The organism is Rhodanobacter sp. UC4452_H20 (genome assembly GCF_052978205.1).
This window is the reverse complement of the sequence record NZ_CM129662.1, coordinates 395,408-417,291: the sequence shown is the minus strand read 5'-3', so window position 1 is coordinate 417,291 and position 21,884 is coordinate 395,408. Positions and strand designations below refer to the sequence as shown.

21 protein-coding genes and 1 tRNA gene are annotated in these 21,884 nt (G+C 65.4%); 16 read left to right on the top strand and 6 right to left on the bottom strand.

Annotation, left to right across the window (positions count from 1 at the left end; genetic code table 11):
• Nucleotides 1-141: 141 nt before the first annotated feature.
• Both ACVCMC_RS01875 and fdxA read left to right on the top strand, forming a co-directional pair.
• Nucleotides 142-217: transfer RNA gene (locus ACVCMC_RS01875), tRNA-Glu, on the top strand.
• Nucleotides 218-546: 329 nt separating this feature from the next.
• Nucleotides 547-870 carry a ferredoxin FdxA gene (fdxA, locus tag ACVCMC_RS01870; protein ID WP_395119560.1) on the top strand — a complete coding sequence of 108 codons (324 nt, stop codon included), beginning with the start codon at nucleotides 547-549 and terminating at the stop codon, nucleotides 868-870.
• A gap of 78 nt (nucleotides 871-948) precedes the next feature.
• Here the strand turns inward: fdxA and ACVCMC_RS01865 are convergent, their stop codons facing one another.
• Nucleotides 949-1,545, bottom strand: a complete 597-nt coding sequence (locus ACVCMC_RS01865; RefSeq protein ID WP_447098472.1) for a hypothetical protein — start codon at nucleotides 1,543-1,545, stop codon at nucleotides 949-951.
• A gap of 50 nt (nucleotides 1,546-1,595) precedes the next feature.
• Nucleotides 1,596-2,474 (bottom strand): 4-hydroxy-tetrahydrodipicolinate synthase, encoded by an 879-nt coding sequence (gene dapA, locus ACVCMC_RS01860; protein ID WP_447098471.1) that lies wholly within the window; start codon nucleotides 2,472-2,474, stop codon nucleotides 1,596-1,598.
• Between the two features lie 185 nt (nucleotides 2,475-2,659).
• Between dapA and ACVCMC_RS01855 the strand changes: the two genes are divergently transcribed.
• From ACVCMC_RS01855 to ACVCMC_RS01825, 7 genes are all read left to right on the top strand, one after another.
• Nucleotides 2,660-3,175, top strand: coding sequence for a glycine cleavage system protein R (locus ACVCMC_RS01855; protein WP_136258190.1), 516 nt, complete (start codon nucleotides 2,660-2,662; stop codon nucleotides 3,173-3,175).
• Between the two features lie 248 nt (nucleotides 3,176-3,423).
• Nucleotides 3,424-3,885 (top strand): peroxiredoxin, encoded by a 462-nt coding sequence (locus ACVCMC_RS01850; RefSeq protein WP_447098470.1) that lies wholly within the window; start codon nucleotides 3,424-3,426, stop codon nucleotides 3,883-3,885.
• A 63-nt stretch (nucleotides 3,886-3,948) separates the two neighbouring features.
• The gene (locus ACVCMC_RS01845; RefSeq protein WP_395119564.1) at nucleotides 3,949-5,331 is read left to right on the top strand and encodes a PhoH family protein; all 1,383 of its coding nucleotides are present in this window, start codon (nucleotides 3,949-3,951) and stop codon (nucleotides 5,329-5,331) included.
• A gap of 386 nt (nucleotides 5,332-5,717) precedes the next feature.
• Nucleotides 5,718-5,855 carry a hypothetical protein gene (locus ACVCMC_RS01840; RefSeq protein WP_395119565.1) on the top strand — a complete coding sequence of 46 codons (138 nt, stop codon included), beginning with the start codon at nucleotides 5,718-5,720 and terminating at the stop codon, nucleotides 5,853-5,855.
• Between the two features lie 102 nt (nucleotides 5,856-5,957).
• A complete protein-coding gene (locus ACVCMC_RS01835) occupies nucleotides 5,958-6,911 on the top strand; it encodes an aspartyl/asparaginyl beta-hydroxylase domain-containing protein (RefSeq protein ID WP_447098469.1) in 954 nt (317 codons plus the stop codon).
• Between the two features lie 57 nt (nucleotides 6,912-6,968).
• Entirely contained in the window at nucleotides 6,969-7,874 is a 906-nt protein-coding gene (gene sigJ, locus ACVCMC_RS01830; RefSeq protein WP_447098468.1) for an RNA polymerase sigma factor SigJ, read from the top strand.
• 37 nt (nucleotides 7,875-7,911) lie between these two features.
• Entirely contained in the window at nucleotides 7,912-8,367 is a 456-nt protein-coding gene (locus tag ACVCMC_RS01825; protein ID WP_447098467.1) for a carboxymuconolactone decarboxylase family protein, read from the top strand.
• A gap of 169 nt (nucleotides 8,368-8,536) precedes the next feature.
• Here ACVCMC_RS01825 and ACVCMC_RS01820 read toward each other — a convergent pair whose 3' ends face one another.
• The 3 genes from ACVCMC_RS01820 to grxC all read right to left on the bottom strand — a co-directional run bounded on the left by ACVCMC_RS01820 (nucleotide 8,537) and on the right by grxC (nucleotide 10,350).
• A complete protein-coding gene (locus tag ACVCMC_RS01820) occupies nucleotides 8,537-9,550 on the bottom strand; it encodes an isocitrate dehydrogenase (protein WP_447098466.1) in 1,014 nt (337 codons plus the stop codon).
• Nucleotides 9,551-9,712: 162 nt separating this feature from the next.
• Nucleotides 9,713-10,090 carry a carboxymuconolactone decarboxylase family protein gene (locus ACVCMC_RS01815; RefSeq protein ID WP_395119570.1) on the bottom strand — a complete coding sequence of 126 codons (378 nt, stop codon included), beginning with the start codon at nucleotides 10,088-10,090 and terminating at the stop codon, nucleotides 9,713-9,715.
• Nucleotides 10,087-10,350: a glutaredoxin 3 gene (grxC, locus tag ACVCMC_RS01810; protein ID WP_395119571.1), complete on the bottom strand. Its 264-nt coding sequence runs from the start codon at nucleotides 10,348-10,350 to the stop codon at nucleotides 10,087-10,089. The genes ACVCMC_RS01815 and grxC overlap by 4 nt, the downstream gene beginning before the upstream one ends.
• 113 nt (nucleotides 10,351-10,463) lie before the next feature.
• Here grxC and ACVCMC_RS01805 point away from each other — a divergent pair, with 113 nt between their 5' ends.
• The 7 genes from ACVCMC_RS01805 to ACVCMC_RS01775 all read left to right on the top strand — a co-directional run bounded on the left by ACVCMC_RS01805 (nucleotide 10,464) and on the right by ACVCMC_RS01775 (nucleotide 20,634).
• A complete protein-coding gene (locus tag ACVCMC_RS01805) occupies nucleotides 10,464-12,155 on the top strand; it encodes a M48 family metalloprotease (RefSeq protein ID WP_447098465.1) in 1,692 nt (563 codons plus the stop codon).
• 69 nt (nucleotides 12,156-12,224) lie between these two features.
• Nucleotides 12,225-14,315: a polyphosphate kinase 1 gene (gene ppk1, locus ACVCMC_RS01800; protein WP_447098464.1), complete on the top strand. Its 2,091-nt coding sequence runs from the start codon at nucleotides 12,225-12,227 to the stop codon at nucleotides 14,313-14,315.
• Nucleotides 14,316-14,376: 61 nt separating this feature from the next.
• Entirely contained in the window at nucleotides 14,377-15,894 is a 1,518-nt protein-coding gene (locus ACVCMC_RS01795; RefSeq protein ID WP_447098463.1) for a Ppx/GppA phosphatase family protein, read from the top strand.
• Between the two features lie 84 nt (nucleotides 15,895-15,978).
• Entirely contained in the window at nucleotides 15,979-16,695 is a 717-nt protein-coding gene (locus ACVCMC_RS01790) for a peptidylprolyl isomerase (RefSeq protein ID WP_395119575.1), read from the top strand.
• A gap of 5 nt (nucleotides 16,696-16,700) precedes the next feature.
• Complete coding sequence (locus tag ACVCMC_RS01785; RefSeq protein ID WP_447098462.1) at nucleotides 16,701-17,429, top strand: UDP-2,3-diacylglucosamine diphosphatase; 729 nt, start codon at nucleotides 16,701-16,703, stop codon at nucleotides 17,427-17,429.
• 843 nt (nucleotides 17,430-18,272) lie between these two features.
• Nucleotides 18,273-19,487 (top strand): tyrosine-type recombinase/integrase, encoded by a 1,215-nt coding sequence (locus tag ACVCMC_RS01780; RefSeq protein WP_447098461.1) that lies wholly within the window; start codon nucleotides 18,273-18,275, stop codon nucleotides 19,485-19,487.
• The gene (locus ACVCMC_RS01775; RefSeq protein WP_447098460.1) at nucleotides 19,480-20,634 is read left to right on the top strand and encodes a hypothetical protein; all 1,155 of its coding nucleotides are present in this window, start codon (nucleotides 19,480-19,482) and stop codon (nucleotides 20,632-20,634) included. The genes ACVCMC_RS01780 and ACVCMC_RS01775 overlap by 8 nt, the downstream gene beginning before the upstream one ends.
• Here ACVCMC_RS01775 and ACVCMC_RS01770 read toward each other — a convergent pair.
• On the bottom strand, nucleotides 20,588-21,817 hold the full coding sequence (locus ACVCMC_RS01770; protein ID WP_447098459.1) for a hypothetical protein: 1,230 nt from the start codon (nucleotides 21,815-21,817) through the stop codon (nucleotides 20,588-20,590). The genes ACVCMC_RS01775 and ACVCMC_RS01770 overlap by 47 nt on opposite strands.
• Nucleotides 21,818-21,884: the final 67 nt, after the last annotated feature.

Genomic DNA, 21,884 nt, shown 5'->3' with positions numbered 1-21,884 from the left:
CCATGTTCACGATGCCGAGCATCAACAAATAGCCGCGGCAGGACGACGATCTGCGCGCCTGCGCGGCAGGCTTCGACGCGCGTCGACCGGGCGTTGCCGCGCGAAGCAATTCCGCTATACTAGCGCGCTTCGCCGCACAACGCTCCCTTCGTCTAGTGGCCCAGGACACCGCCCTCTCAAGGCGGGAACACGAGTTCGAGTCTCGTAGGGAGCGCCATTTGGTTGTGCAATCTTCCATGATTGCCATGGTCTGGAAGGAGTGCGGTAGCCCAAGGTTACCGGCTATCGGCGGGATCAAAAGCAGCCATCCATGGCCGCACTGTCTGTCACCTGTGCGATCATCCCCGATCGCGGTTGTCCGGGAACATCCGGACAGCAGGGAGTTCCGGGCCTTCGGCCGGATCAGAAGCGGCCATCCATGGCCGCACTTTTCAAAAGAGCCCTCTGCCGAACCCCGCGAGAGCCCTTCGGTGTACTTTGCCGTGGATCTGCGTCGTTTTTCAGAAGAGCGTTCCATCTGCCCCTTCCTACAGCCGAGTTGACTTCATGACTTTCGTCGTCATCGACAACTGCATCAAGTGCAAGTACACCGATTGCGTCGAGGTGTGCCCGGTGGATGCCTTTCACGAAGGCCCGAACTTCCTGGTGATCGACCCGGACGAGTGCATCGACTGCACCCTGTGCGAGCCGGAGTGCCCGATCAACGCGATCTACCCGGAGGACGACGTGCCGGTGGGGCAGGAGCCGCTGGTGGCGCTCAACGCCGAGCTGGCCAAGAGCTGGCCGGTGATCACCGAGCGCAAGGACGCTCCCGCCGACGCCGGCGACTGGGAAGGCAAGCCGGACAAGCTGGCGCTTCTCGAGCGCTGAACCGGCCTCCCGTCACGATGTCGAAACGAAAACGCCGCCCCTCCGGGCGGCGTTTTCGCATGCGTGGCGCGCTTGCGATCAATCCAGCTTCGACTTCAGCCGATCGATCACCTTGGCCACCGCGCCCAGCGAATCGCTCTGCGCGCGGATCTCGCTGCCGGCGTCGCCGCGGCTCTCCACGTTGATCTGTACCTGGTGCATGCCGCCACCGGCGGTGCTGGCAGAATCATCCCGGTGTCGGCCGAACAGTCGCGAGAAGAAACCGCGCTTCTTGCCGGTGGCGGCCGCCGCCACGCTGACCACGTAGGAGTGCGTGGCGTCGTCGTGGCTGACCAGTTGGCCCGCCTTGCCGTCGGCCAGCACCTTGCCCACCTGCTGGTACACGCTGTCGACCGTGCCCTCGTGCACGAAGCCGTCGGAGATCTGCCCTGCCTGGCCCGGCACGCCCGCCACGGAGGCAGTCGCGCCGTCCGCCGTCGGCTGGTTCGCGCCCGGCGGCGGAATCACCAGGGCGTCGCTGGTGGAGGGACGATCCATGCTGGGCGGAATCTCCAGCGGCGCCTCCTGCCGGGCCTTCTGCCAGGCGCTGTGCGAACGGAACATGCCGCAACCGGAGAGCAGCAGGCCGGCGAGCGCGACGGCCGGCAAGGCCACGAGGAGCGAGGTTTTCTTCATCGAATCGGATTCCGTGAGTGAGCCAGGCCCGGATCAGCGGGCACAGGTGTCTAGGATGACAGACTGGACAGCGCCTGGTGCAAGCGGGCGCGATCCGGGCCGTCGGGCAGTTCCACCAGCGGCAACCGCGGCCGGGCCGAGCCCAGCCCCAGCGGCGGCAGTCCGGCCTTGACCGCGATCGGATTGGGCGCGCAGTCCAGCGCGTGCAGCAAGGGTTCCAGTGCATCCCGGCACCGTGCCGTGGCCGCCTCGTCGCCCGCCGTGGCGGCGTCGCACAGGGCGCGGAACGGCCGCGGCACCAGGTTGGCCACCACCGAGACGGTGCCGGCCGCACCGGCAAGCATCGCCACACCGGCGCTGGCGTCGTCACCGGACAGATAGACGAAATCCGCGCGCGCAAGTTCCGCCAGCGCGGCGATCCGCGGCGCATCGCCCCGCGCTTCCTTGATGCCGATGATCGCCGGATGCTCGCTCAGGCGCGCCACCGTCTCCGGCAGCAGGTCGCAACCGGTGCGACCGGGCACGTTGTAGAGCAGCACCGGCAAGCCGCCAGCATCGGCGACCGCGGTGAAGTGTCGCCACAAGCCCTCCTGCGTGGGACGCACGTAGTACGGCACCACCACCAGTGCCGCATCCGCGCCCAGCTCCTGCGCACGACGCGTGGCAGCGATGGTCTTCGCGGTACCGGCCTCGCCGGTGCCGGCAATCACCGGCACGCGACCTGCCACGCGCTCGATCGCGAACGTCAGCAGGCGGTCGAACTCGCCCGCCTCCAGCATGTGCGCCTCGCCGGTCGAGCCGGCCACCACCAGCGCCTGGGTGCCGCCGGCGATCTGCTGTTCGATCAGGCGGCCGAACGCCGCCAGGTCGAGGCTGTCGTCGGCCGCGAACGGCGTGACCAGCGCACAGATGCTTCCACGAATGTCCACGTGCTCGATTCCGCTGCAACGGCAAGCCCTGCATGTTACTTGCCGCTTCGCAAGACGGGCAAGTAAGCTCGATGGGAGTAACCTGATGCTTCCGCATCGGGCGGAATGCTGCCCACAGGTGGACCTCCTTGAAATCTCCCTCCACTGCCTCGCACGCGGCCGGACGCACGACTGGCGACAGCCAGTTGCTGATCCAGGCGCTCACTCCGGCCGACAAGTCGCCGCTGCTGGCGCTGGCCCGCCGCATTGCCGACGCCGGCTGCAACCTTTCCGAATCGCGCGTCTCCACCATCGGCACCGAGGTCTCGCTGATGCTGCTCGCCAGCGGCGCCTGGGATGCGCTGGCCAAGCTGGAAACCGCACTGACCAAGCTGGCCCGCGACGAAAGCCTGCGCCTGGTGCACTACCGCACCGGCCAGCGCGGCAACAGCGCGCAGCTGCCTTATCTGGTGGAAGTGGTGGCCGCCGATCGCCCCGGCATCGTCGCCCGCATCGTGGAGTTCTTCGCCCAGCACGAAATCAGCGTGGAGCAGTTGAACTCTACCCGCTATCGCGCCATGCAGACCGGCGCGGAGATGTTCCAGGCCCAGTTCACCATCGGCATCCCGGCGGACATCCACATCGCCGCCTTGCGCGACGATTTCCTGGAACTGTGCGACGGCATGAACCTCGACGCGATCATGGACCCGGTGAAGTTCTGAAGTGTTGCCGTCCGCCGAGCATCGCGCGAACGCCTTGCCCTGACAAGACCTGTCATCCGCCACCCCGGGCGCGCTAGTCTGTGGCCGTGGCCCTGCCGGAGGACGTCAGCATTGCAGAACCGCGAGTCGATTCACGCCAGCCGGCCCCGGCTTGCCCGGTCGCCTCGCCGCCGCACTGTCGTCATCCGCGCCACGTCTCCCTTCCATCCCACCGCAAGCACGGCCGCGCAGGCCGCGCAGGATGCCCCATGCCCGCCATCGGCAAGAAACTTCCCGCACTGAAAGGCACCACCGGCGACGGCACCGAGCTGAAGCTTTCCGACTACCGCGGCCAATGGCTGGTCGTGTACTTCTATCCGAAGGATTCGACCCCCGGCTGCACCAACGAGGCCAGGGACTTCCGCGACTTGCACTCGAAGTTCCGCCAACGTCACGCGCAGGTCATCGGCGTGTCACGCGACTCACCGAAATCACACGCCAACTTTGCCGCGAAGCAGGAGCTGCCGTTCCCGCTGATATCCGACGCCGACGAAACCTGGTGCCAGGCCTTCGACGTGATCCACGAGAAGGTGCTCTACGGCAAGCGCCACCTCGGCATCGTGCGCAGCACCTTCCTGATCGACCCCGACGGCAAGCTCGCCGCCGAATGGCGCGGGGTGAAAGTCCCCGGCCACGCGCAGGCCGTGCTTGACGCGATCCCCGCCGCCTGAGTCATTCGCCCTGATGAGTTGTCGCCATCCGCTTTGCCCACCCACCAGCGAGGACACTTCCGCATGACCGGAAGCAAGCGCATCTACGCTCTCGACACCAACGTCCTGCTGCATGACCCGACCTCGCTGTTCCGCTTCGAGGAACACGACGTCTTCATCCCCATGACCGTCCTGGAGGAGCTGGACGAGAAGAAGAAAGGTGCTTCGGAAGTCTCGCGCAACGGCCGCCAGGTCAGTCGCTTCCTCAACGAACTGATCGAGGCCGGCAAGCAGCACGACCTGGCGGAAGGGCTGGAACTGGCCAATCCGCAAGGCGTCAAGCTCAAGCGCGGCGGCTCGGCCGGTCGGCTCTATTTCCAGCATCGCATCAGCAGCAACGGCCACACCAAGGCCGACAACCAGATCCTCGCCGCGGTGATCGAGCTGCGCGACCAGAATCAGGATCGCGACGTGATCCTGGTCACCAAGGACATCAACCTGCGCATCAAGGCCGGCATCAACGGCCTGGTTGCGGAGGATTACGAGAACGACCGCGCGCTCGACGATTTCTCCCTGCTCTACACCGGCTCGACCGAACTGCCGGCGAACTTCTGGGAGCTGCACCCGGAAGTGCACTCGTGGACCGATCACGGCCGCACCTATTACCAGCTCGATCGCCGCGAGGACGAGGCGTGGCATCCCAACGAGTGCCTCTACCTGCCCGGCGAGAACGAGATCGAACTGCGCGTGCAGAAACTGGACGACGAGCACGCGACGCTCATGCTTCTGGACGACCACTCGCACGCCAACCATCACGTCTGGGGCATCGGTGCGCGCAACCGCGAGCAGAACTTCGCGCTCAACGCGCTGATGGACCCGGAGATCGACTTCGTCACCCTGCTCGGCAACGCCGGCACCGGCAAGACCCTGCTGGCGCTGGCCGCCGGCCTGGCCCAGGTGATGGACCAGCAGCGCTACCGCGAGATCATCATGACCCGCGCCACTGTTTCCGTCGGCGAGGACATCGGCTTCCTGCCCGGCACCGAGGAAGAAAAGATGACGCCGTGGATGGGCGCGCTCACCGACAACCTCGAAGTGCTCGCCAACCCCGAGGACGGCGGCAGCTGGGGCCGCCAGGCCACCAACGACCTGCTTGCCTCGCGCATCAAGATCCGCTCGCTCAACTTCATGCGTGGGCGCACCTTCCTGTCACGCTACCTGATCATCGACGAGGCCCAGAACCTCACCCCGAAGCAGATGAAGACCCTGATCACCCGCGCAGGCCCCGGCACCAAGATCGTCTGCCTCGGCAACGTCGAACAGATCGATACTCCCTACCTCACCGAAACCACCTCCGGGCTTACCTATGCGGTGGATCGCTTCAAGAGCTGGGAGCATTCGGCGCACATCACGTTGCGGCGGGGAGAGAGGTCGCGGTTGGCGGACTTTGCGGCGGAGATGATGTAGGAGCTGGCTTTCGGTTTTCGGCGTTCGGAAGCCCGGTAGCGGAATACCTGCCAGGCAACACCACTCCTGCCATCATGGTGAACACCCGATGCGCTGCGCGCGGTTGACCAGCCGCGACGCGGAACGCAGGTTGGACTTGCCGGTGTCCAACGATCCATTGCCGGCACGTCCATGGGAAATCGTGCCAAACAGTTGGGGGGCAAGCCTTGAACGCGGTGACCCGTCGAGGCTGGCCAACCTGGCTGCGGAAACGGCGCACGCGCGAATCCGCATCCGGTGGCTGAAGAACGTGATCGCACGTGGTACCGGCCCCGTCAAGTAGAATGTGTTGCCGTTGCCAAAGCCAAGACCGAGTTTTCGCCTCTCACGACCAAGCAAGGACCGCCATGTCAACCGCACTTTTGATGCAACTGTTCCAGATCATGCTGGTTCTCGGCCTGGGCACGGCGTTGGCGGTTTCCGCCATACGGTTGATGTGGATTGCCGGCAGTTTCCTCAAGCGCAAATCGCGCCTGTTGCCGTAAAGACAAGTCGCACGAAATGGCGTCCGGCCGGGCCGCCGTCAACTGATGTTGCCATCGGTCGAGTAGAATCACGACATTGCTGGCTCCGTGGTTCCTCTGCCCATGTTCGTGACGCCGCGCCTCATCCTGTTGCTCTTGTTCGCCTTCTTCGCACTGTGCGTGCTGCTGGTGCATTTGCGCGGGCGGGTGCGGTTGCGTTTCGACCGCCAGCTGGTGGATCACTCGGCAGTGTTCGCGCCGTACAACCTGCTGATGTACGCGTTCTCGGCGGTGCCGGCCAAGCCGATACTCGACCGCCGCGGATTTCCCGAGCTGGATTTGCTGCAGGCAAACTGGGAGACGATCCGGGCCGAGGCGCTGCACCTGACGGACCGGGGACACATTCGCGGCACCACGAAGAACGACGACGCCAGTTTCAACAGCTTCATCAAGCAGGGCTGGAAGCGCTTCTACCTCAAGTGGTACGGCGAGCCGCTGGCGTCGGCGCAGGCGTTGTGTCCGAAGACGGTGGAACTGCTCAATGCGATCCCCGGAATCAAGGCGGCGATGTTCGCCACGCTGGCACCCAACAGCAAGCTCAACCCCCATCGCGATCCGTTCGCCGGTTCGCTGCGCTATCACTTGGGCCTGATCACGCCGAACTCGCGCGACTGCCGCATCTTCGTCGATGGCGAAGAGCATGCCTGGGGCGACGGCAAGGACGTGGTGTTCGACGAGACCTTCGTGCACTGGGTGGAGAACAAGACCGACCAGACCCGGGTGATCCTGTTCGCCGATGTGGAGCGCCCGCTGCGCACGCGCTGGATGAGTGCGATCAACCATCGCGTGGGCGCGTTCATGGGCAAGATCACCGCTTCGCCCAACAGCGACACCGGTACCGAGAAGACCGGCTTCGTCAACCGCCTGTACGCGTGGAGCCAGCGCAAGGGCGCCATGCATCAATGGAAGGCGGCGTTCAAGCGGCGTCACAAGAAGCTGTACAAGGCCGGAAAATACGTCGGCATCCTTGTGCTGTTGTGGCTGATTTTCCTGGCTCCCTGGCCATTGCTCCGCTAGCGGTCACGTTTCGCTCCGTCCATGCGTCCTGGCAGCATCCTTTCCCCGGAGTGCCTCATGGATTCGCAAACCGCCCTGTTCCAGCAACACCGCCAGCGCCTGTTCGGCCTGGCCTACCGCATGCTCGGCACGCCCGCCGACGCCGAGGACGTGCTGCACGATGCCTGGCTGCGCTGGCACGCACAGAATGTCGCCGCGCTGGACGACCCGGAAGCCTGGCTGGTCACCGTGACCACGCGCATCGCGCTGGATCGCCTGCGCCGGGCCAAGACCGAACGCGCGCACTACTCCGGCCCCTGGCTGCCGGAGCCGCTGACGGTGGATACCGACCAGCCCGAGGCGCAACTGGAACGCGCCGAGAGCCTCACCCTCACCTTTCTGCTGTTGCTGGAGCGGCTGAGCCCCGAGGAGCGCGCCGCCTTCCTGCTGCGCGAAGTATTCGACTACAGCCACGCCGAAACGGCCTCGATGCTGGAAATCAGCGAAGACGCCTGCCGCCAGCGCGTGCACCGGGCGAAGCAGCGGCTGCGCGAGGATCGACCGCGCCAGACGATGCCGAACGCCGACATCCAGCGGCGCCTGCTCGAACGCTTCATGCAGGCGCTGCAGCAGCCGGACATGCCCACGTTGCGTGCCTTGTTTGCCGAAGACGCCATGAGCGTATCCGACGGCGGCGGCCTGGCGCGGGCCACCCTGCACCCGCTGCACGGCGCCGAGCGGCTGGCCCGGCTGTACATGCAGATCGCGCTGCAGCAGCAGCGCCATGGTGGCGTGCGCCACGAAATCCGTCAGCTCAACGGTACGCCGGCCCTGTTCGGCTGGCAGGGCGACACGCTGGTCTCGGCCAGTTGGATCGACGACGACGGCGAACGCATCACCGCCGTGCATGCCCTGCGCCACCCCGGCAAGCTTGCCCGGCTGGCGGCGGTCACGAAATCGACGGCGCCCACGTCCTTGCACTGAACGGCCGGTCCCGGCCGCACACCGCAAGGAGAACCCCATGCCTCGTTTCAACATCAACAAGCGCCTCGACGCCGTGAAGCCCCTGTTCGCCCTGGGCGAATACATCAAGAACTCCGGCATCGAACAAAGTCTGATCGAACTGGTACAGATGCGCGTTTCCCAACTCAACGGTTGCGCCTACTGCCTGGACATGCACAGCAAGGATGCCCGCGCCGGCGGCGAGACCGAGCAGCGCCTGTACGTGCTGCAGGCCTGGCGCGAGGCGCCGTTCTACAGCCCGCGCGAGCGTGCCGCGCTGGCCTGGTGCGAGGCGGTGACCCGGCTCGACCCGGTGCACGGCGTGCCGGACGAGGTCTACGAACAAGCCCGCACCGAATTCAGCGAAGAACAGCTGATCGACCTCAACATGGCAGTGATCGCGATCAACAGCTGGAACCGCATCGCCATTCCCTCTCGCGCGGAACCCGGTCACTACCGGGCGGCGCAACACTGAACCGGCGGCGCCTCGCGCAAACCGTGCACGGCAAGCCTGCCTCGCGATGCGCGCCAACGGCGTATCCCGTCAACGGCATGACACCGGCTGGGGCACGACCATCCCGCGCCGATCCAACGAAAAGGCCGCGGCATGCCGCGGCCTTCATTGCGCCCAGCGGCGTCCCGGATCAGGCCGCGAGGCGCTTCACGATGGCGTCGGCGAAGCTGCCGGTGCTGCCCTTGCCGCCGATGTCCGGCGTCACGCTGTCGCGATCGTTCGTCATGGTGTCGCGGATCGCGGCGCGCAGCTTGTCGCCCTTGGCCACCATGTCCAGGTGGTCGAGCATGTCGGCGGCGGCCAGCAGCAGCGCGCACGGGTTGGCGATGCCCTTGCCCGCGATGTCCGGCGCCGAGCCGTGCACGGCCTCGAAGATCGCCGCGTGCTCGCCGATGTTGTCGCCCGGCGCCAGGCCCAGGCCGCCGACCAGGCCGGCGCACAGGTCCGACAGGATGTCGCCGAACAGGTTGGTGGTGACGATCACGTCGAACTGGTACGGGTTCATCACCAGCTGCATGCAGGTGTTGTCCACGATCATCTCGTTGAACTCGATCTGCGGGTATTCCTTGGCAATCTCGCGCGCCACATTGAGGAACAACCCCGAGCTGGTCTTCAGGATGTTCGCCTTGTGCACCGCGGTGACCTTCTTGCGGCCCTTCTTCACCGCCAGCTCGAAGGCGTAGCGCACGATCCGGCTGCTGCCCTTGCGCGTGTTGCGCGCCACCGACTCGGCGATCTCGCCGTCGGCGGACAGGGTTTGCCCCTCGGAGCGGTAGGCGCCCTCGGTGTTCTCGCGCACGGTGATGATGTCGATGTTCTCGTAGCGCGACTTGGTACCGGGGAAGCTCACCGCCGGGCGCACGTTCGCGTACAGGTCGAAGTGGCGGCGCAGGGTCACGTTGACCGAGGTAAAGCCGCCGCCGATCGGCGTGGTCAGCGGGCCCTTCAGCGCGACCTTGTGCTCGGCGATCTTGTCCAGCGTGGCCTTGGGCAGCAGGTCGCCGTGCTTCTCCAGCGCGACCATGCCGGCGTCGACGAAGTCGTATTTCAGGCCGCAGTCCAGCGCGTCGAGCACGCGCAGCGTGGCGGTCATGATCTCCGGGCCGATGCCGTCGCCCGGGATCACGGCGATGGTGTTGTTCATGGGGGGACTCCTTGGGGGCTGATCGCATGCACGGCGCGCAAGGCGCGCGTCAAGACCGCCCATTATCGCTCATGAGCCCCAACGCCGGACACCCGTCCGCCGCGCAAGTCGTTGCAAATCCTCGCATGGAGCGTTGCGGAAAGCCGCATGCCCGCGGGCGTCTCAAGCGTGGTCGGCGCACTCCGGCGCACCGGACTCGCCGTTCTCCAGCTGGTCCAGGAAATCCACCGCGCGGCGCAGATGCGGGATCACGATCGAGCCGCCCACCACCAGGCCCACGCTGAACACCTCGAAGAACTCGTCGCGCTGCACGCCGGCTTCCTTGCACTGGGCCACGTGGTAGCTGATGCAGTCGTCGCAGCGCAGCACCATCGAGGCGACCAGGCCCAGCATCTCCTTGGTCTTCACGTCCAGCGCGCCGGCCTTGTAGGTCTGCGTGTCCAGCGCGAAGAAGCGCCGCACGACCTGGTTGTCCTCGGCCAGGATGCGCTCGTTCATGCGTTGGCGGAACGCGGTGAATTCGGCCAGCTTGTCGCTCATGCGCCCGCCTCCAGCAATTGCGCCAGTTTGCCGCTGCGGTCGGCCGCCGCCAGGTCGTCGAAGCCACCGACGTGGTGATCGTTGATGAAGATCTGCGGCACGGTGCGCGCGCCACCGCTGCGCGTCAGCATCGCCTCGCGCTGGGACGGGTCGGTGTCCACGCGCACCTCGGTCCACTCCAGCCCACGGGCCTTGAGCAGGTTCTTGGCGGCCACGCAGTAAGGACACACCGCGGTGGAATAGACCTCGATCTTCGACATCACGACAACTCCGCAAAACGGGGGAACGGCCTGTAAATGGGGGCGTCCGGGACAACAGGCAAGGTGGGAACCGACGCCACCCGGGGCGGTCACAATGCTATTGTCGCTTACCCATGGCCATGACACCACGACGACCTGCCCGGCGTGTTCTGACTGCGCTGCTCTGCGCCGGCCTGACCTGCATGGCCAGCGCGCAGGACGACGTGCGCCTGCCCGACCTTGGCAGCTCGGCCGACGCGCTGATCTCGCCGCAGGAGGCGCGTGATTACGGCGCCTCCATGCTGCGCCAGATGCGCGCGCTGGACATGGTGGTCGACGACCCGCTGCTGGACGACTACGTCAACGATCTCGGCCATCGCCTGGCATCCAACTCCGACAAGCCCAAGGACCACTTCGCCTTCTTCATCGTGAAGGACCCGGAGATCAACGCCTTCGCCGCGCCGGGCGGCTACATCGCGGTCAACTCCGGGCTGTTCGTCATCACCCGCGACGAGAGCGAACTGGCCGGCGTGATCGCGCACGAGATCGGCCACATCACCCAGAACCACCTGCAGCGGGCATTCGAGGCCTCGCGCAAGGATGCACCGCTGATGGCGCTGGTGCTGCTGGGTGCGGTACTGGCCGGCGCCGGCAGCCACAGCGGCGACGCGCCGATGGCGGTGCTCGCCGGCGGCCAGGGCCTGATCGCGCAGCGTTCGATCAACTTCACCCGCAAGGACGAGATCGAGGCCGACCGCGTCGGCATCCAGACCCTCGCCAAGGCCGGTTTCGACCCGGAAGCGATGGCGGCCTTTTTCCAGCGCATGCAGGACGTGCTCAGCACCGGCGCCGGTGGCGACGACGTGCCCGTCCTGCTGCAGACCCACCCGGTGACCAGCATGCGCATCAGCGACGCCAAGGCGCGTGCCGGCGCACTGGTGGCGGCGCAGAAGCTGCGGCCCTCGGGCACCGTCATGGACGTGCAGCAGTGGCAGCAGCACACCGCGCCGATCGCCTTCGTCAAGGACCCGACCTCGCTGCTGGACACGCCCAGGCCCGGCCCGCTCGACACCTACCAGCTGATGCGCGAACGCGTGCGCGTGCTGGCCGGCGACGCCACCCGCGAAGCGACGTACTACGGCTCCAACCTGCAGGACCGGCCTGCGTTCGACACCCCGGCCAACCATTACGGCTACGCGCTGGCACTTACCCGCAGCGGCCGCGGCGCACAAGCGGTGGCGCAGTTGCAGCCGTTGCTGCGCGACGCGCCGGACAACCTGATCCTCAAGCTCGCGCTGGCCGATGCCAGGTTGCAAGCCGGCCAGCGTGCCGCGGCGCTCGCCATCTACCAGGACCTCAACGAACAATCGCCGCGCAACCGCGCGGTGGCGCTGGCCTACGCCAAGGCGCTCACCGCCGGCGGCGACAAGGCGCAGGCCGGCCTCGCCGCCAGCTTGCTGCGCCCCCTGCTGGACGACGCCAGCGAACCGGAGATCTACAGCGCCTACGCCCGCGCCAGCGACGCAGCCGGCGACAACGTGCGTGCCGGCGAGGCGTTCGCCGATGCCAGCTATTACTCCGGCCGCCCGTTCGACGCGATGGAACAACTGCAGCGTCTGCTCAAGCGCAACGACCTGGATTACTACGCCCGCGCACGCATCCAGGGCCGCATCACCGAACTGACGCCGCTGCTGCTGGAGCTGCGCAAGCGCCGGATCGAGACCAAGGACAACCCGGACAGCCAGCAGCACGCACAACCGTTCGGCCCGTGCATCGAGTCCGCCTGCCGCGGCAGCGCGCCAGTCTCCGCCTGGCGGCAGGATTGATCCGCCGCTGAAGGTCCTTTGCGCGCCGGCGCATCATGCATCGTCCACCGCCATGGGCCAGAATGGGCCATGTCCAGACCTTCCGCCCGCGTACCCGCCATCGACCTTGCCGCCCCGCAGCTGTACTTCAGCCGCGAGCTGGCCGCCCTGGAGTTCAACTTCCGCGTGCTGGCGATGGCCCGCGATGCCAGCGTGCCCCTGCTCGAACGCGTGCGCTACATGAGCATCGTGGCGAACAACCTCGACGAGTTCTTCGAGGTGCGCGTGGCCATGCTCAAGCATCATCACGCCTACGGCTCGGCCGCGCCGGGCCCGGATGGCGTCCCCTCCGGCGAATTGCTGGCGCGCATCCGCGGCCGGGTGCTGGACCTGGTGGCCGAGGTCTACGCCGCGTGGCGGGAACAGATCCGCCCGCAGCTGGAGCAGGAACACATCCATATCCTCACCCGCAAGCAGTGGACGCCGCGCCAGCGACGCTGGCTGCAGGGCTATTTCGAGCACGAGGTGCTGCCGGTGCTGTCGCCGCTGGGGCTGGACCCGGCGCATCCGTTCCCGCGCATCCTCAACAAGACGCTGAACATCGCGGTCGTGCTGAAGGGCCGCGACGCCTTCGGCCATGAAGGCCATCTGGCCCTGGTGCGCGCACCGCGGTCGCTGCCGCGGATCATCCGCGTGCCCGCCGAGGTCAGCGGCCGTGGCCATCACTTCGTGTTCCTGGCGGAGTTGCTGCAGGCTTTCGTCGACCTGATGTTCCCCGGCCTCAAGGTGCTCGGCTCGTACCAGTTCCGCGTCACCCGCAACAGCGAGCTGATCGTCGAGGAGGCGGAGGTCGAGAACCTCGCGCTCGCCCTCAGCGAGGAGTTGCTCGGCCGCGGCTACGCGCGCCCGGTGCGGCTGGAGATCGCCGAGGATTGCCCGCAGGCGATCACCGCGCTTCTTGTGGAGAAATTCCAGCTCGGCGAGGCCGACGTCTACCGCTGCGACGGCCCGGTCAACATCATCCGCGCCGGCCTGATCTACGACTGGCTGGACCGTGCGGAGCTGAAGTTTCCGCGCTTCACCCCGCAGTTGCCGCCGTCGCTGGACAGCAGCCTGAACAAATTCGAGGTGATCGCCAAGGGCGACGTGCTGCTGCACCATCCCTACCAGAGCTTCGCCGCGGTGATCGACCTGCTGCGCCAGGCCGCCGCCGACCCGCAGGTGCTGGCGATCAAGCAGACCCTGTACCGCGCCGGCGAGGACACCCCGCTGGTCGACCTGCTGGTGGAGGCCGCGCGCCACGGCAAGGACGTCACCGTGGTGATCGAACTGCGGGCGCGCTTCGACGAGGAGGCCAATATCCGCCTGGCCACGCGGCTGCAGGAGGCCGGCGTGCAGGTGGTGTACGGCGTGGTGGGTTACAAGACCCACGCCAAGATGATGCTGATCGTTCGCCGCGAGGGCGACACCTTGCGCCGCTACGCGCACCTGTCCACCGGCAACTACCACCAGGCCAACAGCCGCGTGTACACCGACATCGGCCTGATGACCGCCAACCCCGAAATCGGCGAGGACTTGCACAAGGTGTTCCAGCAGCTGTCCGGACTGGGCCCGGTGATCGAGCTGAAGCGCCTGCTGCATTCGCCGTTCACGCTATATCGCGGCGTGCTGGCCCGGATCGAGCGCGAGACCGAACACGCCCGCGCGGGGCGACCGGCGCGCATCGTGGCCAAGCTCAATGCGCTCAACGAGGCGAAGGTGATCACCGCGCTGTACACCGCCTCGCAGGCCGGCGTGGAGATCGACCTGATCGTGCGCGGCGCCTGCACCTTGCGGCCCGGCCTGCCCGGCGTCTCCGAGCGCATCCGGGTGCGCTCGATCGTCGGGCGTTTCCTCGAACACAGCCGGGTGTACTGGTTCGCCAACGATGGCGAGGCGGAAATCTACTGCGCCAGCGCCGACTGGATGGAGCGCAACCTGATGCGGCGGATCGAGATCGCCTTCCCCATCCTCGATCCGCAGCTGGCCGCGCGTGTCTACGACGAGACGCTGGCCAACGGCCTGGCCGACAACACCCAGGCGTGGCTGCTCGACAGCGACGGCCGCTACACCCGCGCCGAGCCCGGCGACAACCCGCCGTACAGCGCGCAGCAGACGCTGCTGGAACGACTGTGCCCGTGAGCCGCCTGCAATGCGCGCACGCGTGCGAGAATCCGCACTTCGCGATTGCCGGAGCGCCGGATTGAGCGCAGTCGAACAAACGCCGATCCGCGATGGCGAACTGATGGCCGCCATCGACATGGGCTCGAACAGCTTCCACATGGTGGTGGCGCGCATGGAGCATGGCGAACCGCGGGTGATCGACCGCCTGCGCGACACCGTGCGCATGGCCGCCGGCCTGCGCGCCGACGGCAGCCTGGATGCCGAGCGGCGCGCGCGCGCACTGGCCTGCCTGGCCCGCTTCGGCCAGCGCATCGCCGGCTTGCCCACCGCGCGCGTGCGCGCCGTGGCGACCAATACCGTGCGCCAGCTCGCCTCGCCGCAAACCTTTCTGACCGCGGCGGAAGCCGCGCTGGGCCACCCGATCGAGGTGGTCTCCGGCCGCGAGGAGGGCCGCCTGATCTTCCTCGGCGCCGCGCACGACCTGCCCGCCTCGCGCGAACCGCGGCTGGTCATCGACGTCGGCGGCGGCAGCACCGAATTCATCATCGGCCGCGGCCTCGCGCCGTTGCACACCGAGAGCGTGCAGGCCGGCTGCATCGCCTCGACCCTGCGTTTCTTCCCCGGCGGCAAGATCACCCGCGCGCGCTGGCAGCGCGGCCTGAGCGAGATCGGCGTGCTGCTGCAGCAGTTCGCGGAGGACTATCGCGAATCGGGCTGGCAGGATGCGTTCGGCTCGTCCGGCACCACCAAGTCGATCGGCGCGGTGGCACTGGCCATGGAGCTTTCCGACGACGGCATCACGCCCGCGGCGCTGGCCGCCCTGCGCGATGCGCTGATCGAGCAGGGCCAGGTCGGCACGCTCAAGCTGCCGGGCCTGGTTCCCGAACGCACGCCGGTGTTCGCCGGCGGCGTGATGATCATGGAAGCGGCCTTCACCGCGCTGGGCATCGAGCGGCTGCGCGTGTGCGAAAGCTCGATGCGCGAAGGACTGCTGTGGGACCTGCTCGGCCGCGCCGGCGGCAGCGACCCGCGCACCGCCAGCATCGACGCGCTGGCGACCCGCTACGGCGTCGACCGCGCGCAGGCGCGGCGAGTGGAAGCGACGGCACTGATGCTGTTCGACCAGGTCGCGCGCAACTGGAAGCTCGACGCCGATGCGCGTGAGTGGCTGTCCTGGGCCGCGCGGGTGCACGAGATCGGCCTGGCCATCGCGCACAGCCAACATCATCGCCACGGCGCCTACATCCTGCGTCATGCCGACCTGGCTGGCTTCTCGCGGCAGGAGCAGGAATTGCTGGCCGCGGTGATCGAACTGCACCGGCGCAAGCCGGACAAGTCCATCATCGCCAGCCTGCCGCTGCGTTATCGCGCGCTGGCGAAGCACATCACCGCGCTGTTGCGTCTGGCCGTGCTGTTCCGCCGCGCCCGCCGCGCCGAGTCGCTGCCGCAGATGCAACTGGCAGCCAGCGCCCGCTCGCTGCGCCTGAAACTCCCGCCGGGATGGGGCGAGCAGCACCCGCTCACCGAAGCCGACCTGCAACAGGAAAAGGCGCCGATGACCGAACTTGGGGTGAAACTGGATCTCGCGAACAAGTGATCCGCCTTTTTCGCGGCATGCCGATGCCATGCCGCGTATCATGGACGCCCGCCTCGTGAATGCCGGTCCGGATCGCTCGCTGCCATGCTCAAATCCCTGCTGATCGCCCTGCTCCTGCTCGTTCCGTTCGGCGCCGCCGCGCAGGCGGGCAAACCTGCACCGGCCACATCGAGCGCCGCGCCCGTCGCCGCACCGCCGCACGTGCTGCTGCATACATCGCAGGGCGATCTCACGCTGGAGCTGTATCCGGACAAGGCGCCCAAGAGCGTGGCCAACTTCCTGCAGTATGTGCGCGACGGCTTCTACGACGGCACCCTGCTGCACCGGGTCATCCCCGGCTATCTGGTGCAGGGCGGCCTCTACACCCGCGACCTGCAGCCCAAGCGCACGCGCCCGGCCATCGCCAGCGAGGCGGACAACGGGTTGTCGAACCTGCGCGGCACGATCGCCGTCGCCCGCGGCGCCGATCCCAATTCCGGCACCGCGCAGTTCTTCTTCAACCTGGTCGACAACCGCCGGCTGGATTTCGTCGGCAACCAGAGCGGCCTCACCTGGGGCTTCGCGGTGTTCGGCAAGGTGACCAAGGGCATGGACGTGCTGGACAAGATCGCCGCCCTGCCCACCCGCCCGCTGGGCCCGTTCGCCGGCGACGTACCCGAGCCACTGGTGGTGATCGAGAAGGCCAGCGTGATCGGCGAAGAGGTTCAGGCGCCGGCGAGCAGCGCCAAGGCGCCGGCCAGGGCAGCATCTGTCACCAAGCCGACCAGCAAGCCGGCGGCGAAGCAGTCCGGCGGGAACTGATCGGCATGGCCACGTTGTTCATCGCCGACCTGCACCTCGATCCCGCACGCCCGCAAATCACCCGCCTGTTCGAGAATTACCTCGCCAGCGACGAAGTGCGAAGCGCCGACACGCTGTACATCCTCGGCGACCTGGTGGAAGCCTGGATCGGCGACGACGATGATGCCGAGTTGCCGCAGCGCATCGCCGAGGCCATCCGCGCCGTGCACGATGCCGGTGTGCCGGTGCATTTCATGGTCGGCAACCGCGACTTCCTGCTCGGCGAAACATTCGCCACCCGCGCCGGCATGACCCTGCTCGACGACGGCACCGTGCGCGACATCCAGGGCCGGCCCACCTTGCTGATGCACGGCGACACGCTGTGCACCGATGACCTCGCCTACCAGGCCGTGCGCAAGCAGGTTCGCACGCCCGAATGGCAGGCGCAGATCCTGGCGATGCCGCTGGAGGCGCGCCGCGCGTTTGCCGCCAAGGCCCGCGCCGACAGCAAGGCACACACCGGCAGCACCATGGAAAGCATCATGGACGTCAACGCCGAGGCGGTCGCCGCGGCACTGCGCGGAGCGGGCGTGACGCGGTTGATCCACGGACACACGCATCGGCCAGCCATCCATCGTCTCGAACTGGACGGAAAGCCGGCCGAGCGGATCGTGCTGGGGGACTGGTACGAACAGGGGTCGGTGCTGGTGGTGGACGGCGAGCGCGTGGAGCTGCGTGGATTGGCGACGAGGTGAGGCCCCACGGGCCAGAAACTCGACATCAAGGATTGATTCCCCGAACCGTTCGGGCTGAGCGTAGCGCTGGAGGCGCGCAGTCGAAGCCTCGGCGCGACCTGCCAAGCAAGAGCTCGCTTCGATGGAATGCGTCGCGGCGTAGAGGACGCGGAGATTGTGAATCCCATCCACGGGATTCACCCCTTCACGCTGCGCGCTACGGGGCCAGCCTTCGGCTGTCCAAATTCGTTCCAGACGAATTTGTCGCTCGCGGAGGCAGGATGCCGGAGCGACAGCGGCAAAGCCGCTGGCCCGAAGGGTGAGGCGCAGGATGCGCCGAGTCACCGGAGAGTTCGTCCACTGCCTCTCTCCGCCAGATACGCAAAACGCCCGCCTCGACGGAGCACGTGGTTACTTGGTCGTGCACCAGGGATTGTTCGGCCCATCCATGGGCCTCACCCCTTCGCGCTGCGCGCTACGGGGCCAGCCTGCGGCTGTCCAATTTTGTTCCAGACGAATTTGTCGCTCGCGGAGGCAGGATGCCGGAGCGAACAGCGGCAAAGCCGTTGGCCCGAAGGGTGAGGCGCAGGATGCGCCGAGTCACCGGATGGTCCGTCCACCACCTCTCTCCGCCAGATACGCAAAACGCCCCGTTCGGGGCGCTTTGCGTATCTGGCGGAGAGAGAGACCGCCTTCAACAGAAACAACGAATGCCAATAGTTCCCAAGGAAGACTAGCAAAAGTGGCTATCTAAAGCCATTTTCTCGATCAACTTGGCCAACAAACTGCAATGAAGGTCAACCACGTCCAAGCTCCAATGGCATACTGGCTGGCATACCACGATGCAGCTTGGAACCTCCAACGATGGCACTCCTTACCGACGCCAAGGCACGAAGTATCAAACCCGGAAGCCCACCGCTTGCACACGGCGGAGTCACTGGGTTGGCGCTGCATCCCTCCCCCAGCCACAAGGGCCAAGGCAAGTGGGTACTCCGCTATGTCAGTCCCGTTACCCAGAAGCGTCGCAATGCCGGGCTAGGTTGTTACCCCGAGGTCGGCATTGCCGACGCGGCTCAACTCGCGCGCAGCATGCGTGAACAGCTTGCGCATGGACAAGACCCGCTGGAACTCAAGGCCAACGAAGAAGCCAAGCCGCGCCTGCCTTCGCTCAGCGAAGCCGCCAAGACCCTACACGGTGAGCTCACCCCTGGCTGGAAGAACGCCAAGCACGTCCAGCAGTGGATCAACACGCTGACTGAGTATGCCTTCCCCTTGATCGGCTCGATGCCGCTGGATCAGATCCAGCCGCGCCACATTGCCGACGTACTGCGCCCTATCTGGCTGGAGAAAGCGGAGACCGCAGGGCGAGTCAAGCAACGGCTGCACGCGGTTATGGCGTGGGGGTGGGCACATGGCTTCTGCCAGTCGAATCCGGTCGACGTGGTGAATCACCTCTTGCCACTCCAACCAGGCAAAACCGTCCGCACACAGCACCAGCCTGCGATGCCTTGGGCGTTGATGCCCGCGTTCGTGATCGACCACCTGCCGCCAAGCGTTGAAGTCACGCGTCAGCTCTTAGGGTTTGTGATCCTGACGGCAGCCCGTTCGGGCGAGGTACGCCACATGACGTGGGATGAGGTGGACTTGAAGAACAAGCTCTGGACGGTGCCTGCGGAGCGAATGAAGGCCAAGCTAAGCCACCGCGTGCCGCTTTCTAATCAGGCCATAGCACTCCTCAAGCACCAACAGGGGCTGCACCACACGTTTGTGTTCCCGTCTGTACGCAAAGGCGTCCCGTTGTCGGACATGGTTCTGACGGCCTTTCTGCGTCGCGTGAAGGCCGTTAGCGACGTACCGGGGCGTGTGGCTACCGCCCACGGCTTCCGATCCAGCTTTCGCGACTGGTGCAGCGAGAAGGGGTATGCGCGCGACTTGGCGGAAAGGGCATTGGCCCACACCGTGCAGAACAAGGTGGAGGCTGCCTATCACCGGACGGATCTGCTGGAGCAGCGCCGGCCGCTCATGCAAGCATGGGCTGATTTCGTAATGCCTAATGGGAAGTTACGTGCGCATGACTGAGATAAATGCGAGACGGTTGTCGAAGCTGGTGCCGCTGTTAGACGAAGTATCCCCTGCCGAGATGCGCAGCACCTTGCCCGCGTTGGTGCACGATGGCGAGGTTGAACTCTACGTCCGTGTACCCGCTGGCAAGGCGGTGTACATGGATGGCATCCAATTGCTGCCGACAACGTTTAGTGATGCCGCTAACTCCTTGAGCCGCCCCCTGTCGCCCTACGACCGTAGCCAGATGCGGAACGCTAGGAAATCCGGCATCCCAGCTATCCAAGCTCCGATGATAGTTCCAGGTGCGATCTATCTAGGAATGGCGCCAAAGGACGCCCGCTTGCTGCTAGAGATGGAGCGGAGGGATGTCTGTTGGTTTCCTTGCGCCGTCCTGTTTTCGCAGGACTCAGGGACAGATTCGAAGCATCTCACACGAGTGATTCCATGGCAGTCGCTATGTTGCCTTCGGCCCGATGATGGGCAGCCAAAGCGGGGGCCATGGATAGGTCCTGACCCCGGGCACGCGCTAGCCATCGAGCTGCGTGACGTCCTCGTTGAACAGAATGCCTTGGACATCGTGTTGCGGACGAAGGAAGACCCACTGGGGCTAAGGGAGACCTCGCCTGGCGTTTACGTCCTGTGCCGCGCCGCTGCGCATTTCAATGATCCGGAAAAAGGCGTACAAGCACGGCAGCCTGCAGTCGAAGAATGGGCAAGGAACGAAGCTAGCGCGTGCGGCGTTGATGACTGGTTGTTTACAAAGGGGGTACTGAAGCAGGTCAGGAAACTCATCAACACGAAGCACAACGAGCGTCAGGGCATGAAGTCTCCCACTGAGTTCGATCTCAGCGTATTGAATGACGACGAAGCTCGCGCTTTCGGCCAGCTTCACTGGGCGAGCAAACGATTGATGTTGGTTGTCCACGCAGCACGATGCTGGCAACAGCTTATCTGCGGTCAGGAGAGACCCTGGGAGGCCGTTAGTCCAGACGACCAGATGCGGATGACCCGCAACTTAGGTAAAAGGCTAGACGACTGGGGGTTTACCGGTGATGGCGAACGCGATGCGGTCTTGTCGGTAGCGATCTACCCGATCGACATTCGCGACATACGCCTCAAGCAGAGGGCGAAGCAAAAGGCGATGCAGAAAACACGCTCTTGAGCACCGAAAGGTCATTCTCGGCCTTTCGCGGCGCACCCGGCTTCGGGCTGTCGCTGGACTCAACGATGATGCCACGTCGGAGGTTACGTGAGCGTCCGGTTTCCAGGGCGCAGTCCTCCTTCGTCATATAAGCCAGCGCGATCAGGAGGCCGGTCAGCATGGCTCGATCACTGATACGCACCACGCCGAGTGCGTTGTGTTCGTATTTCTTGCGCAGTACCCAGCAGTTGAAGAACGTACCCTTCCCATCACTGAAGCGGCCCGCCCAGGCTTCGCCAAGCTGCTGGCTGTAAACGTGGCCTTCCTGGTGTTTGTGGCCGTCGAGAAAAACCATGAGATGGAAATGGATGCCACGACGGAAACCGCCTTCGCGCTTCACGATCCACCCCTTGACGTCAGGTTCAATGAGGCGATTCTCCCGTAAGGCACGCAGGTACTGGCTGACGCACCATTCTGCGCGATCTGACTCTGACCAAGCGTGACTATCAGGATGGATGTAAAGGTCAATCCTGAGTACCAGGAGCTTTGAGTACTTCTCGAACAGGCTGCCAGCATAAGCCCAGCAGGATTTCAAATTCTTACGCTCGCTCCTCTCGTGATTGAGAACCACCGTCCTGAACCGTCTGGAATTGCAGACGCGTTTTACAAATCCGGCTGCCCGGTCAAACGCATTCCGAATCGTCGGCTCGTTGACGTTGGCCCATTCCTCGGGATAGAAGTCGCTCAGCCTCTCGGCAATCTGCATGCAGGCACGGATCATCACCGTGATGTGGGGGTTGGGGATGGCGTGAATGACCGTGTAGGGCTCACCTTCAGCCAGCCCGGCCATCGTTCCATCTGCTTTACGGAAGGAGTGACCCTTCATATGGAAGCCCTGTTCGGCACGCTCCACCAATGGCAATGCGTTTGCGCACAGTAAGCGCACGTCATTTCCCAGGGCTGTCAGTTTATGCGCCATACCGCGCACGGATTTGAAAGGTGCGACCATAGCACCGCTACCGGTAGCCAATCGTTTAGCCGTCCTTTCAAAAGTTCTAAGATACATTTGCCAATCGTAGTCTTCCGTGATAACAGCTTTCCCATCTGCCGTGTGCCACATGCCTTTGGCGATATGCGCGTGCTGCCTCTCTCCTTCTTTGATGGCTCGCTCAATATGCTCGTCAGTAACTTCGTTATAGTTCATGATGTTTTTCTCTATGTGTTTGTTTATGTGCTTATTGACCTTATTTAAGGTGCAGTCACTGGTGGAA

What these genes read in the sequence shown, in the direction of transcription:
- ACVCMC_RS01850 (WP_447098470.1), top strand. Translation starts at nt 3,424, where the DNA reads ATGCCCGCCATCGGCAAGAAACTTCCCGCACTGAAAGGCACCACCGGC.
- ACVCMC_RS01835 (WP_447098469.1), top strand. Translation starts at nt 5,958, where the DNA reads ATGTTCGTGACGCCGCGCCTCATCCTGTTGCTCTTGTTCGCCTTCTTC.
- ppk1 (WP_447098464.1), top strand. Translation starts at nt 12,225, where the DNA reads ATGTCCAGACCTTCCGCCCGCGTACCCGCCATCGACCTTGCCGCCCCG.
- ACVCMC_RS01775 (WP_447098460.1), top strand. Translation starts at nt 19,480, where the DNA reads ATGACTGAGATAAATGCGAGACGGTTGTCGAAGCTGGTGCCGCTGTTA.
- ACVCMC_RS01815 (WP_395119570.1), bottom strand. Translation starts at nt 10,090, where the DNA reads ATGAGCGACAAGCTGGCCGAATTCACCGCGTTCCGCCAACGCATGAAC.
- ACVCMC_RS01865 (WP_447098472.1), bottom strand. Translation starts at nt 1,545, where the DNA reads ATGAAGAAAACCTCGCTCCTCGTGGCCTTGCCGGCCGTCGCGCTCGCC.
- sigJ (WP_447098468.1), top strand. Translation starts at nt 6,969, where the DNA reads ATGGATTCGCAAACCGCCCTGTTCCAGCAACACCGCCAGCGCCTGTTC.
- grxC (WP_395119571.1), bottom strand. Translation starts at nt 10,350, where the DNA reads ATGTCGAAGATCGAGGTCTATTCCACCGCGGTGTGTCCTTACTGCGTG.
- ACVCMC_RS01840 (WP_395119565.1), top strand. Translation starts at nt 5,718, where the DNA reads ATGTCAACCGCACTTTTGATGCAACTGTTCCAGATCATGCTGGTTCTC.
- ACVCMC_RS01805 (WP_447098465.1), top strand. Translation starts at nt 10,464, where the DNA reads ATGGCCATGACACCACGACGACCTGCCCGGCGTGTTCTGACTGCGCTG.
- ACVCMC_RS01825 (WP_447098467.1), top strand. Translation starts at nt 7,912, where the DNA reads ATGCCTCGTTTCAACATCAACAAGCGCCTCGACGCCGTGAAGCCCCTG.
- ACVCMC_RS01780 (WP_447098461.1), top strand. Translation starts at nt 18,273, where the DNA reads ATGGCACTCCTTACCGACGCCAAGGCACGAAGTATCAAACCCGGAAGC.
- ACVCMC_RS01820 (WP_447098466.1), bottom strand. Translation starts at nt 9,550, where the DNA reads ATGAACAACACCATCGCCGTGATCCCGGGCGACGGCATCGGCCCGGAG.
- ACVCMC_RS01845 (WP_395119564.1), top strand. Translation starts at nt 3,949, where the DNA reads ATGACCGGAAGCAAGCGCATCTACGCTCTCGACACCAACGTCCTGCTG.
- fdxA (WP_395119560.1), top strand. Translation starts at nt 547, where the DNA reads ATGACTTTCGTCGTCATCGACAACTGCATCAAGTGCAAGTACACCGAT.
- ACVCMC_RS01770 (WP_447098459.1), bottom strand. Translation starts at nt 21,817, where the DNA reads ATGAACTATAACGAAGTTACTGACGAGCATATTGAGCGAGCCATCAAA.
- ACVCMC_RS01785 (WP_447098462.1), top strand. Translation starts at nt 16,701, where the DNA reads ATGGCCACGTTGTTCATCGCCGACCTGCACCTCGATCCCGCACGCCCG.
- ACVCMC_RS01790 (WP_395119575.1), top strand. Translation starts at nt 15,979, where the DNA reads ATGCTCAAATCCCTGCTGATCGCCCTGCTCCTGCTCGTTCCGTTCGGC.